This window comes from Corynebacterium pyruviciproducens ATCC BAA-1742, from assembly GCF_000411375.1.
GTDB lineage: Bacteria > Actinomycetota > Actinomycetes > Mycobacteriales > Mycobacteriaceae > Corynebacterium > Corynebacterium pyruviciproducens.
In genome coordinates this window covers 388,602-400,832 of record NZ_KE150447.1, presented here as the reverse complement: position 1 = coordinate 400,832, position 12,231 = coordinate 388,602, and the positions used below count along the sequence as shown (strand labels likewise).

Here is a 12,231-nt window from a genome sequence, read left to right as displayed (position 1 = left end):
GCGATCTGGATAGGTAGCTTAAGCCGGTAACTCTGAAACACTTGCCACCTAGATGTACAAGATGTACATTAAGCAGTATGGAAACAAAGTCGGTAACTTCCAGCGAATTTCGACAGTCCCAAAGCCAGATTCTTGAAGATGCCCAACGCACGCCTGTAGTCATTACTAGTCGGGGAAGCCGTGTGCGAGGAATTGTCGTCTCCCCTTCGTTTTTTGAACGCGCCATCGAGGCGCTAGAGGAGCAGGAAGATATTCGAGCTGCTGAGATCGCCCGGGAGGAAACCGAGGAGATCTCCCATGAAGACCTCAAGGCAGAATTAGGGTTGGCCTAGCCTCCTGCCATGTCACAGGTCAAGTATCACATCATTTACAAAGGCTCTGCTGCTAAGGAATTGCGCAAGCTCGATAAGGAGGCCCAAAGGCGTCTCTTGATGGCGATCGAAACCCTAGGAATTACTCCTCGGCCAGATGGCGTGAAGAAACTTAAGGCCCGGTTTAACCAGTATCGTATCCGTGTGGGCAGCTATCGTGTGGTGTACGAAATACGAGATGAACAGCTACTTGTGCTTGTACTTCGTGTTGCTCACAGAAGAGATGTCTATCATTAATCACCGCAGATTTCCTGCGTCGTGCTGATTCAACAATAAACCGAGAAAGTGAAGTAATTTCGTGGCTGACCTATGAGGTAGGCCGGTGAATCCAGTGTCGAGCTCCATGCGGTGTCGTGGGGTTCGTCAGGCCGCTGAACGAAAAACGATTCCAGTAGCCTGTTACGGATCGATCGCCTAGGCCTTCCCCCTCCTGCGAATAATCCCCACCAGCGCCGCCACCACCCACAGCCCAACGGCGAACGCGGCCTGGATACCGATGTTGGCCCAGAACGTGGCCGCCTCGCCACCACCGATGCTGGCCGCGGTGGCCAGCGCGTCGTTGTTGGCCACGTAGTAGTAGGTGGGCAGTACGTGGCCCACGGCGCGCACGAACCAGGGGAGCATCTCCTGCGGGATGAACGCCCCGCACAAAAACGCCGAGGACAGCGCCACCACGTTGATGATGGCAGAAAGCGCCTGCTTGTTGCGGGTGAGCCGCGCAAGGAGGAAGCAGAGCGCCAGCACCGGCAGCCCGTAGGCGCACGCGTTGAGCGCGAACAACCCGGCCCGGCCCGTGCCCGCCACCTGCGGGATGAGGGTGTGGACGAGGCCGATGTTGAGTGCCACGAGGAGGGCGACAACGATCGCGCACCCGGCGGCGAGGCTCGCGTCGATAAGCAGGGGACGGGCGGAGGAGACAACCGTGCGTCGGCGCACCGGACCGGCGGTGAACGCGGCGAGCACCATGGTGATCACGTAGCCGGCCCCGGCGAGGAGGGTGTAGCTGCCGAAGTTGTACAGCTGGGACACCCGGCGCAAGAGCTTCTGGTCGAGGTGGCTCGTCACCGTGACCGGGGTGGTGATGTCGTCGCTCGAAGCGATCGCAGCCACGAGGGCGTTCTCGTCGTGGATGGTGGTGGCGTAGCCGGTGGCCAGCCGCAGGAACCTGGAAACAAGCACCTCGGCGGTGGCGCTGTCTGCCGTCCCGCGGGTCTTGATCCCCACGGTGGGCTCCCGGCCGGCAAGGATCTCGGCGGTGAAGCCTTCCGGCAGGTAGACGGCGTAAGCGAGGGACTCGTAGTAGAGGGCGTCGTCCACCGCCTTAGCAGAAGTGGCGTCGATGTCCGGGGCCACCGTCCTCTCCTCCAGGTAAGATTCAAATGCCCGTGTCAAGGCGGTGTCCGGGCCCTCGTTCACCACCGCCACGGCGGGTTTCTGGGCAGCGAAGTCGCCACCACCGGGCGGCGCGTGGAACGCGGTGAGGCCCATGACCACCATTATCCCCGTAAACAGCACGAGGAATCCGATGTTTCGCAGCAGAACAACGAGGAATGCCTTAAACGCTGTCATAGCGCTGCCTCCTCAAAACGAGCGTCGAGGCGCCAACCAGCACGAGCGAGATCGCAAGCAGGATCCCCACGTCCAGCCACAGGCCGCCGTCGCCGGGGTGGTAGTAGAGGTTGTAGAAGGCGTCGGTGATGAGCGCCACGGGGTTCACCTTGTTCACCAGGGGCGCTGCCTGATCCACCTGGTAGCGCATGGGCCCGCCCATCAACCCGGCGAGCACCGCCCCGAGCATCGTCACGCCGATGAGCACGCCGATCTTCATGTTTTCCCCGCCGGGCACGAGCGTGGAGATCGCCACCCCGAAGGCGAGGCCCGCCAGTGCCCCCACGGAGGCGACCAAAACCGTCAGCCCCCAGTTGGAACCGAAGTCGATGCCGAAGAGGAACCGGCACACCACGATGAGCAGGATGAGGCCCACGAGCTGCGCGAGGTAGCTCGCCACGATCCCGGAGATGACAACCACGGATTTCCGCGTCGGCGCCACGCCGATCCGCCGGCCCACGGCCCCGAGTGGCGGCTGGGCGAGGTTCATGAGAGTCTCGGAGAACATGCCGCCGTACAGCGCCGCCATGGCGACGAGTGTGAAGAACTCGGCCATGAGCGGGTCCATGGAGGAGGGGCTGCGGTCGTCGAGCACAAACCCGGCGCCCGAGAGCCTGTCCATGATGGCGGCGGCCACCTGCTCGGGGTCGCTCCCGGGGGTCATCTCGCTCGCCGTCAGGGTGGTCACCATGTCCACGCGCTGGGCGATCTCGTCCAAAATGAGCGTGAGGATGGTCTGTTCCATGCCGCTTGTGGTAACGGTGAGGCGGGCCCGCGGTGCCTCCATCCCAAACCCCGTCCCGTCGCCGGCGGAGCCGCCGCTTACTTCCACCACGCCCGCCACGTGGTCGTCGGCAAGCAAAGAGGAACCCTCGGCCGTGGTGGCCACGGAGGTGACGGTGACCAGCGCATCGTCGCCCCGGCTGAGCTCGTCAAACGCGGTCTTGTAGGGGCTTAGCCTGTATTCCTGCGAGTCGACCACGGCCACGGGCACGGGGTCGAAGCTCTGCGTCGTCATGAGCCCGCCGAGCGCGGCCTTGAACAGCACGCCGAGGAGGATGGGGAACGCGAGCGTCCAAAATACCAGGCCCCGGTTGCGCAGCAGCAGGCGGATGTTGTGTGCGATGAGCCGGCCCATGTCAATCCCGCAATTCCTTGCCCGTGAGCTGCAAAAATACGTCGTTGAGCGTGGGCCGCTCGGAGTAAATCGACTCGTACCGCACGCCCCGCCGCGCAAGCTCCGCTACCAGCCCCGCCAGGTTGTTCTCCCCACGCCGGAACACCAGCGTCACCGTCTTCCCCCGTTGTTCCACCGACTCGATCTGCGGGTCCTCCCGCATGTCCTCCGGGAGTTCGCACCCCTGCAATGTCACCCGTTCCTCCAGGTCAGACAGTTCCTTTAGCTTGTCGACGCTCCCAGCCGCAATTATCTTCCCCTTATCCAAGATGATCACCCTATCGCACAGGTGCTCCACCTCCTCCATGTAGTGCGTCGTGTACACCACCGTCGCCCCGCCGTCGCGCAGCTTGCCGATCCCATCGAGGATGTTGTTCCTACTCTGCGGATCGACGGCCACGGTCGGCTCGTCCAAAAAGATGAGCTCCGGCCGGTGCGCGATCCCGCACGCCAGGTTGAGCCTGCGCAGCAGCCCGCCGGACAGCTGCTTGGGCCTAAACCCCAGGTAGTCCTCGAGCCCCACGAGCGCCACCGCCTCCCCAATCATCTCCGCCCGCTCCGATTTGTCTTTCACATACAGCCCGCAGAAGTACTCGAGGTTCTGCTTGACGGTGAGCTCGTCAAACACCGCGACATCCTGGAACACCACCCCAATCCTCCGCTTGATGTCATAGGCGTCGGGCCGCATCTCCTCCCCAAAAATCCTCACGCTGCCCGCATCGAACGTGAGGAGCGAGAGCATGCAGTTAATTGCGGTGGACTTACCGCTGCCATTGGGCCCCAATAGCCCGACGATCTCCCCCTTATCCACGTGGAAGCTCACCCCGTCGAGCGCCCGCAGCTGCTTGTAATCCTTTGTCAGTCCCTCGACCTCAATCACGCTGGTCATCGCGATGTCTCCCGTCACTCAAGGGGGTGTATCACTAATTCCTATCGTAGCGACAACCCCAGGTTCCACAACCGCTGCACGTGTGATTTGCCTCACAAAACCACCCCGCCCTGATCCCGCATGGCCTCCGATCCGGCGTGGGAATATCCCGCCCGCCGTTCCGATTAATCCCCCGTCCCAGTCTGCTAGAAGGTGGTGCCGAAAATTTCGGCACTAACTTCACGCTCCCCATTGCGCTTCGATCCGGCCGCACGATCCCATGCCCGCCGTTTTTACCCCTCCCCGCGCTCGCCTGTCCGCGGGTCCGAAACTTTCGGGCCCTATTTTGTGTAGCAAACTTGACCATCTGCGGAAATAGATTTTTTGCCTCAGATTGGGTCCGAAACTTTCGGCCCCAATCCCCCACCCTGCAGCGCGCTCCGATGTGGCCCGGGAATATCCCACCCGCCGCTCCGATTAATCCCCCGTCCCAGTCTGCTAGAAGGTGGTGCCGAAAATTTCGGCACTAAAATTTGGTAGCAAACCTGACCATCAGGCGAAATGGAAATTTTTGCTGAATTTGGTGCCGAAAATTTCGGCACCACCTGGGCCGGCGCAGAATTAACCCGCAAAAACCGCTAAATCTGCAGGATCCGCAAGCAGAATCCCCGCCTACTCGTCGGCGATTGCCTCGAGCGGGCTCGTGCCTGCGGCGGAGCGGGCGGGGATCGCGGCGGCGACGATGCCGACGATGGCGGATGCCACGAACATGAGGCCGATCTGTCCCCACGGCATGACAATCGTCTCGATGCCGGCCCCGGCCAGGGCGGTGAGGAATCCCCAGCCGATGAACAGGCCAATCGCGGTGCCGAGCAGCGCCCCGTAGATGGCGATGATGACGGATTCGAGGTAGATCATGCCGCGCACTTGGCGGGCCTGCGTGCCCACGGCGCGCAGCATGCCGATCTCCTGGCGCCGCTCCGTCACGGAAAGCGCCAGCGTGTTGACAATTCCGAGGATTGCCACGAGTACGGCGAGGCCGAGCAGCAGGTACAAGATGGTGAGCATCTGGTCGATGAGTGCCGCGTAGCTGTTGGTGTATTCTTCCTTGTTTTTCACGGAAACCACGAGGTACGGGTCGGTGACCTCCTCGATGGCGGCGCGCCCGTCTTGCTCGCTCACGCCGGATGCCAGGGTGACAAAGGCGGTGTCCACCTTGATGTCGTTGCCGCCGACGATGCGTTCCGCCACGGGGGTGGCGATGATGGCGCGGCCGATGCCCGGCACCTGCCCGTAGATTCCCACCACGGGGGCGGTTGTGGCGTGCCCGTCGAGGGAGGCGAGCTGCACCTCGGAGCCGACGCCGATGCCAAAGCGCTGCGCCATGGTGTCGGCGAGGAGTACGCCGGGGTGTGCGGCGAGGTCGTCGGTGCCGTCGAGAAGCGGGAAGTCGGTGATGGAGGCGGGGGAGGCGGAGGCGACGGGAGAGCTGGGGCTGCCGAATGTGTCGGACATGGGGACGCGGTTAACAAAGATGGGGGCCTTGTACATCGTCGTCACCGACTCGACCGATGGCAGCGAGGCGATCCGAGCAGGCACCTCGCTGGGGATCGTCAGCGTTGAGCCGCCACCGGCACCACCGGGCCCAGTGAGAACGAAGTCGCTGGTGACGGACGTATCCAGCTGGCCGGTGAGGTTATCCTTCATCGTCGCGCCAAGCGCGCCCACGGAGGTCACCAGCGCGAGCCCGAGGGTGAGGGCGAATGCGGTGGTGGCGTTGCGCCGCGGCGTGCGGCGAGTGTTGGTGGAGGCGAGTTTGCCGACGGTGCCAAACGGCAGCGCGATCACCCCGCCGATGACGGTGGTGAAGAACCGTGCGAGCGTCGGGCCGGCAAACCACGAGCCCAGCAGGAGCCCCACGGCACCGGCGGCCATGCACCACGCGCGGGAGCTCGTCGAGTAGCTCTCCGTCAAAGCACCGGCGAGCCCGGTCAGAATACCAGCCACAACCAGGGCGAACCCCACAAGGGTGCGGCCCCGGAGGGAATCGGAGGAGCTCTGGTCGCCCGAGCGCATCGCCTGCACGGGGTGGACGGATCCGGCGCGCCGGGCCGGTGCCCACGCGGCAGCCACGGTGACGATGACACCGAGTACCACGGGCACCACCACGGACTGCCCGGTGAGCATGAACGTGCCGGGCGCGAGCACGGCGCCGCGGCTGGCGGCGATCGCCATGAGCCCCTGCACGAGCACCCAACCGGCGATAACGCCAAGGCCGGAGCCGATCAGACCCACGATGATCGCCTCGCCGAGCACGGAGCGGGTGATCTGCCGCCGTGAGGTTCCCAGGGCCCGGAGCAAGGCAAACTCGCGGGTGCGCTGCGCCACGATCATGGAGAACGTGTTAGTAATGATAAAGGTGCCCACCACCAAAGCGATGCCGGCGAAGGCCCACAGGAAGTAGTTGACAAACTTGAGGGAGTCCGTGATCATCGAGGTCAGCTTGTCGGCGATGGCCTGCCCGGTCTCGAACTGCACGCCGGGGTACGCCTCGGTGAGGTCGTGGCGCAACGCCTCTATGTCGGCGCCGTCGGCGGTGGTGATGGCGATTTCGTAGAGGTTTGTGCCGTCGGTGAAATCGCTGAGGTAGGTGTCCTCGTCAAAGGCGACGGTGACGAGCCCGGTGCCCGCCATGACGGGCGAGAAGATGCCGGTCACGGTCTTGGTGGAGCGCCCCTTGGGGGTCACCACGTCGAGCTTGTCGCCGGCACTCACCTGCTGTTTCTTGGCGGTGTCCTTGTCCAGCAGCATCTCGCCCGCGCCGCTGGGCGCGCTGCCCGAGTCGAGCGTCCCGGCGATCCCGTCGATCCAGATCACGCCTTGCGATGCCCCGCCGGGTGTGAGCCGCACGGGCTGCCCCTCGGGCGTTGCCACGACGATGCTGGTGGCGTGGCTACTCGAGGGCTCCACGCGGGCCACGTCGTCGCGCGCCCGCAGTACGTCCACCGCGTCGGCCGGCACGTTGTCGGTGAGCGCCATCGTCGAGCCCATGACCAGGTCAACATCGGCGTAGCGGGAGGTGGCCATCTGGTTAAAGGTGGAGGACAGCCCGGCGGTGAGGATGGACGATCCGGCGATAAACGCGGTGCCCAGCACCACCGCCAGCACCGTGAGCACCAGCCGCACCTTGTGCGCGAGCACGGTGCGCCAGCTCACCTTGAGCAGCGCCCTCCCGCCGCCACCCGCCGCCCGTGACCCACTGCCGTCGCGCCGCCACCACCGTTTCGTATGCTTGCCCATTAGTTGAGTCCCGCCATGGTCTCGAGGATCTCCTCGGTCGTGGGGTGGACAAGCTCGGTGACGATGCGCCCGTCGGCAAGAAAAACCACCCGGTCGGCGTAGCTCGCCGCGGTCGCGTCGTGGGTGACAATGACCACGGTCTGCCCCCACTCATCCACGGAATCGCGCAGGATTGTCAGCACCTCCTTGGAGGCGTTGGAGTCGAGGTTGCCCGTCGGCTCGTCGCCGAAGATGATCTCCGGTTTGCTCACCAGGGCCCGCGCCACGGCCACGCGTTGCTGCTGGCCACCCGAGAGCTCCGAGGGTCGGTGCCCCAGTCGCTCCCTCAGTCCTAGCTTGTCGACGACCTCCTCAAACCACTCGTAGTCGAGGTCCCTGCCTGCTATGTCGGTGGGCAGGGTGATATTCTCCTTGGCCGTTAATGTTGGCACGAGGTTGAAGGACTGGAATACAAACCCCAGCTTGTCGCGGCGCAGCGCGGTGAGCTCCTTGTCATTGAGGGTGCTCACGTCCACGTCCCCCACGAAGGCCTGGCCCTCGGTGATGGAGTCGAGCCCCGCCATCGTGTGCATGAGCGTGGACTTCCCGGAGCCGCTCGGCCCCATGATGGCGGTGAACTCGCCCTCCCCAAACTCAATGGATACGTGGTCTAATGCAGTGACGAGTGTATCGCCACTGCCGTAGGTTTTCACGATATCTACCGCGCGCGCTGTTGACTGCATATCCTTAACCTTACATATCGCGGGTTTTGGTTGAGTGACCTGCACTAATCGCGGCCCTGTTGCAAAATAAAGCAAAAGTGTCAAAATCGGCGCTTTGAAATCATGCAAAAGTGTTTGATAGGTGGTGTTATCTGTGCTTAAAAGGAGAATAGAGGAGAGGATTCTCAATTGGAAACAAAAGCACTCGGATGTGGCTCTCGTGGTGGCGGGTGCCCGTCAGGTAGGGAAAACGCACACGCTTACACACTTTATCGAGTCGACGTACCACAACGTGGTGAGTGTCGATCTCGTTGCCGATCCGAAATTAGCGTCTGCGCTAAATCAAGCGGGGACGGCTCAGGAAATGATGGCTCTCCTCACAACAGCCGGGGGAGTGCACCTTGTGCCAGGTGAATCGGTGATCTTCGTCGATGAGGTCCAGCAGGCTCCGAACATCGTGACTCAGATTAAGTATCTCGTGCAGGAGTACCCGTATGACTTCATTCTTTCGGGATCGCTCTTAGGCGTGGAGCTGGAAAACATCGCGTCCATTCCGGTTGGCTATGTTCACACGCTCTACATGTATCCCTTGGATTTTGAGGAGTTTTGCTGGGCCAATGAGATAGCTAGCAGCACAAGCGCCATCGTTAAAGAGGCAATTGAAGCGGAGAAACCGATCCCGCAATATATTCACGAGAAATTGTTTGGCCTTTTCAAGACCTACCTCGTTGTTGGCGGAATGCCGACGGTAGTCGATTCCTACGTGGAGAAAACAGATATTCAAGCGGTTCGGACAATCCAGAAAGACATCGTGTCGCAATACCGCGCGGACATATCCAAGTACGCACCTCGTGATAGGCGTCTTGTTATCAGAAATATCTATGATCTCATTCCGTCTGAACTGGCAAAGAAAAATACGCGCTTCAGAATTAACAGTATTGATGGCGTGAAGCGATTCTCGTCGATTGCCGACGAGTTCCTGTGGCTCACTGCAGCAGGCGTCGCCATCAGCATCCCGCAGGTGACAGCGCCGGTATCTCCTCTGGTGATGCAACAAACCCGGGGTAAATTCAAGTTCTTCAGCTCAGACGTGGGACTCCTATCTAGCGTTTTCTCAGATAGGGTGACGCTCGACATCCTATCTACCGGTTCGACCAACCTGGGCGGACTCTACGAGAACTTCGTGGCTCAGGAGCTCATTGCCCACGGCCGGAATCCTTTCTATTTTTCCAAGCGCAATGTCGGTGAGCTGGATTTTCTCGTCGAGGAGCCGGGGGTGACCTCATCGCCCTGGAGGTGAAGTCGGGGGCGGGATACCTTACCCATCGTGCTCTGGATAATGCGCTGGCTACCAAAGGCTATGGCATTGACCGTGCCTTAGTTGTGGGGCCAACCAACGTGAAGGTTGAGGGGCGCATCGCGTACCTTCCTATTTATGCCGTTTCGTGGTTGCCCATTTCCTAGAGAGTAGGAATGGAATCCCATAGCCATGACCACTAAGGAAGCGATCTGGGCGATGTGGTGGCCATGCGATTCTTTATTCCCAGCTTCCTTGTCGACGATGGCCTACAGCGAGAATTCCCGCGTCGTCCCGTCCACGGGGTCGGTGAATACGAGGGTGTGGGCGGTGAGCTTCAGTGGCTTGGTCATGTTGTCCATGAGGTCATCGCGGATGGCGGGGTAGAGCGGGTCGTTGATGATCGGCACGCCGGCCTCGCACATGTGCAGTCGGAGCTGGTGGGTCCTGCCGGTGTGCGGTTTGAGCACGTAGGTGGCGGTGTCGCCGTGGGGGATCACCTCGGCGAGGAGGGTCTCGGCGTTGGGCTCCCCGTCGACGGTGTGTGCCTGCAGGTCGCCGGGGGTTTTCCTGATCCGGGAGCGCCACACCGTCGGTGCCGTGAGCTGCGTGTTGAAGGCGGCCTCGGCGTGGTAGGTTTTTTGCACGTCGCGCCGGGTGAACATCTCCTGGTAGGCACCGCGGAACTCACGCTTCTTGGTGAAGAGCAGCAGCCCGCTGGTGTGCCTGTCCAGGCGGTGGGCGGGGGCGAGTTCCTCGTTGCCGGTGGCGCGCCTCAGCCTCACGACGGCGGTTTCGGTGATGTGCGCGCCCTTGGGCGTGGTGGCTAAAAACGGTGGTTTGTTCACCACGAGGATGCGGTCGTCCTCGTACACGGTGGTGATCTTAAAGGGGACGTGCGGCTCCGGGGCGGGCATGCGGTAGAAGTACACGTCGTCCCCAGCGTCGAGAAGCTGGGTGGGGGAAAGCGGAACCCCGCGCCTATCCACAACCTCCCCGGCGGAGAAGCGCCGGTCCACCGCGCGGGGTCCGTCCTCGGGGTGGCGGTGGCGCTGGCCATTCACGACGGCGAGGAGGAAGTCGCGGGCGAGAACCTCTTCCGGGACCCGCACGCGGGAGGCGGTGAGGCCGCCACGGGGCGGGAGTGGTTGAAATCGCGAGCGCATGGCGTAAATCGTATCCGGGTTGGGGAGCAGTCCCAACCGCCTGCGGGCAAAACCCCACACTCATATGGTCTGACCACTGACGAAACCCCAGGTGGGCACATCTGCTACAATCGGTTGTGCCAACTTTTTCTGTGGGACCCGCTAAAAAACTATCCCGCGCCTAGCCCACTGTCCGCGGATCTCCTCAAGGTAGGCTGGCTGCGCGAAGGGGCTAGCAGCCCAGGCGTGCAATAGAGGCACGAAGAATTCCTCGCTCGGAGGATTGCTGAGCAGTGAAAAGTCCTCCCCGGCGGCCAGGTCGTGGCGGGTGAGGATAAACGGCCTTGAGCAGTCGATCACTGTGTCCTTGGTGATGAACGGGTGGGATCCCGCGGGAAGCCGGACAGTTACATCGGTTGCCGCTACGCCAAACATCCGCAGCGTCGCGTCCAGGTTGTGGAGCCGTTTATGCACCTGCGAAGTCGCGTTCACGAGGACTATTTTGTCGGTGCCGAGTGTGCCCAGGACAAAGAACATGTGGCGCTTGTCCGAGGAAAAGGGCGGGTTGCCCTTAAACCACAACGATGCACCTGCGACGCACGCGTGCCGGATCCACAGTTCTCGATTGTTCCCCCCGATTGTGACCATGAAACTGTTACAACGCCATCCCTACTGCTTTGGAGAGCGTGGCTTGTTCCCTATATAAGTAATGTGACGCGGCGAGCACGTCGTCTTCCACGCGGAAGTACGGGTCCTCGGCATCAGCGGGGTTTAAAAAGAAGTCCTCCATATCGATGGGGAAACTCGTCCTTCGGGCCTGAAGCTGAAGCGCGAACCTGGACCATTCGGGATAGATGTGGCTGATGTCGTCGGCAACGTGGAAGCGGCCCGAGCTGCGAAAAGCGGAGTAGGCCCTTTCCAGCATGACGGTATCGGCGGGGGAGAGCAGGCTCTCGTCCGGCCCGCTTACCGCGTGAATAGAGTAACCGTTGACCTCGAAGTTGTTCCGCCACAGCGCCGCGTCAGCGTGAGAGACGTACGTGCTCGGACCATTCGTGGGCGCGCATGCCTTAATAAGGTTGTAGCTGCCGGAGGCGACGGGCCCGTGAGGCAAGGCTGAGTAGCGGTCCAGAGTCACCGAGTGTCCGACATAGCGGAGGCTAAACCGGTCTGCAGCCCACAAAAGCTTGACAATCTTGAGGTACATCGAGCCATCGACGCTCTTGGAGTCGTGCTCCGCCTCGTGCAGAAAGAAATGGACTGCCTGGGCGGATTTAGTAGCCATGAGACTTGGTTCTGTCGAAGTCATTGCTTTACCCCCTTTGCCTATATATCGGCGAGTATAGCAGCGGGACTGCGTATTTTCCTGTCCCGCGAGAAGCACGCTCTGGCCCCAACCGCCGTGGGCAATACCGCATACGCATATGGTCTGACCACTTGCAAAACCCCAGGTGGTCACATCTGCTACAACCGGTTGCGCCAACTTTTTCTGCAACCCACCCAAAACCCGCCCAAAACCCGCCCAAAACCCGCCCAAAACCCGCCCAAAACCTCACCAACTCCAAACCTCACCAGCCCCTCCTGTAAAATAGGCCTCATGAACCTCGATTTTCTCACGGACGCATTCGTCACCTACTCCTCGGACGGCATCGGCAAGGCCATCGCGGACCTCATCAAGGCGCTGTACCACGTCTTTTTTCCCGCTAACGCGGATGCGCCGCACGTGATCGCCCCCGAAAAGTAACAATCACTGTTCTTCGGGTG

At 61.7% G+C, this 12,231-nt stretch carries 12 protein-coding genes; 4 read left to right on the top strand and 8 right to left on the bottom strand.

Going from position 1 to position 12,231, the window contains the following annotated elements; genetic code table 11:
- Positions 1–77: 77 nt before the first annotated feature.
- On the top strand, positions 78–332 hold the full coding sequence (locus HMPREF1219_RS08290; RefSeq protein ID WP_016458459.1) for a type II toxin-antitoxin system Phd/YefM family antitoxin: 255 nt from the start codon (positions 78–80) through the stop codon (positions 330–332).
- A 9-nt stretch (positions 333–341) separates the two neighbouring features.
- The gene (locus HMPREF1219_RS08285) at positions 342–608 is read left to right on the top strand and encodes a type II toxin-antitoxin system RelE family toxin (RefSeq protein ID WP_016458458.1); all 267 of its coding nucleotides are present in this window, start codon (positions 342–344) and stop codon (positions 606–608) included.
- A 177-nt stretch (positions 609–785) separates the two neighbouring features.
- Here the strand turns inward: HMPREF1219_RS08285 and HMPREF1219_RS08280 are convergent, their stop codons facing one another.
- The 5 genes from HMPREF1219_RS08280 to HMPREF1219_RS08260 form a co-directional block, all read right to left on the bottom strand.
- A complete protein-coding gene (locus tag HMPREF1219_RS08280; RefSeq protein ID WP_016458457.1) occupies positions 786–1,940 on the bottom strand; it encodes an ABC transporter permease in 1,155 nt (384 codons plus the stop codon).
- The gene (locus HMPREF1219_RS08275) at positions 1,927–3,117 is read right to left on the bottom strand and encodes an ABC transporter permease (RefSeq protein WP_016458456.1); all 1,191 of its coding nucleotides are present in this window, start codon (positions 3,115–3,117) and stop codon (positions 1,927–1,929) included. The genes HMPREF1219_RS08280 and HMPREF1219_RS08275 overlap by 14 nt, the downstream gene beginning before the upstream one ends.
- Before the next feature lies 1 nt (position 3,118).
- Positions 3,119–4,063 carry an ABC transporter ATP-binding protein gene (locus tag HMPREF1219_RS08270; RefSeq protein ID WP_211212641.1) on the bottom strand — a complete coding sequence of 315 codons (945 nt, stop codon included), beginning with the start codon at positions 4,061–4,063 and terminating at the stop codon, positions 3,119–3,121.
- A gap of 633 nt (positions 4,064–4,696) precedes the next feature.
- Positions 4,697–7,324: an ABC transporter permease gene (locus tag HMPREF1219_RS08265; protein WP_016458454.1), complete on the bottom strand. Its 2,628-nt coding sequence runs from the start codon at positions 7,322–7,324 to the stop codon at positions 4,697–4,699.
- The gene (locus tag HMPREF1219_RS08260) at positions 7,324–8,046 is read right to left on the bottom strand and encodes an ABC transporter ATP-binding protein (protein WP_016458453.1); all 723 of its coding nucleotides are present in this window, start codon (positions 8,044–8,046) and stop codon (positions 7,324–7,326) included. Before HMPREF1219_RS08260 ends, HMPREF1219_RS08265 begins: the two co-directional genes overlap by 1 nt.
- Positions 8,047–8,179: 133 nt before the next feature.
- Here HMPREF1219_RS08260 and HMPREF1219_RS08255 point away from each other — a divergent pair, with 133 nt between their 5' ends.
- The gene (locus tag HMPREF1219_RS08255) at positions 8,180–9,325 is read left to right on the top strand and encodes an ATP-binding protein (protein ID WP_016458452.1); all 1,146 of its coding nucleotides are present in this window, start codon (positions 8,180–8,182) and stop codon (positions 9,323–9,325) included.
- 266 nt (positions 9,326–9,591) lie between these two features.
- Here the strand turns inward: HMPREF1219_RS08255 and HMPREF1219_RS08250 are convergent, their stop codons facing one another.
- The 3 genes from HMPREF1219_RS08250 to HMPREF1219_RS08240 form a co-directional block, all read right to left on the bottom strand.
- On the bottom strand, positions 9,592–10,488 hold the full coding sequence (locus tag HMPREF1219_RS08250) for a pseudouridine synthase (RefSeq protein WP_040427620.1): 897 nt from the start codon (positions 10,486–10,488) through the stop codon (positions 9,592–9,594).
- A 141-nt stretch (positions 10,489–10,629) separates the two neighbouring features.
- Positions 10,630–11,115 (bottom strand): hypothetical protein, encoded by a 486-nt coding sequence (locus HMPREF1219_RS08245; RefSeq protein ID WP_016458449.1) that lies wholly within the window; start codon positions 11,113–11,115, stop codon positions 10,630–10,632.
- 7 nt (positions 11,116–11,122) lie between these two features.
- Positions 11,123–11,776 carry a Panacea domain-containing protein gene (locus HMPREF1219_RS08240; protein ID WP_016458448.1) on the bottom strand — a complete coding sequence of 218 codons (654 nt, stop codon included), beginning with the start codon at positions 11,774–11,776 and terminating at the stop codon, positions 11,123–11,125.
- Between the two features lie 288 nt (positions 11,777–12,064).
- Here HMPREF1219_RS08240 and HMPREF1219_RS12985 point away from each other — a divergent pair, with 288 nt between their 5' ends.
- The gene (locus HMPREF1219_RS12985; protein ID WP_016458447.1) at positions 12,065–12,211 is read left to right on the top strand and encodes a hypothetical protein; all 147 of its coding nucleotides are present in this window, start codon (positions 12,065–12,067) and stop codon (positions 12,209–12,211) included.
- Positions 12,212–12,231: the final 20 nt, after the last annotated feature.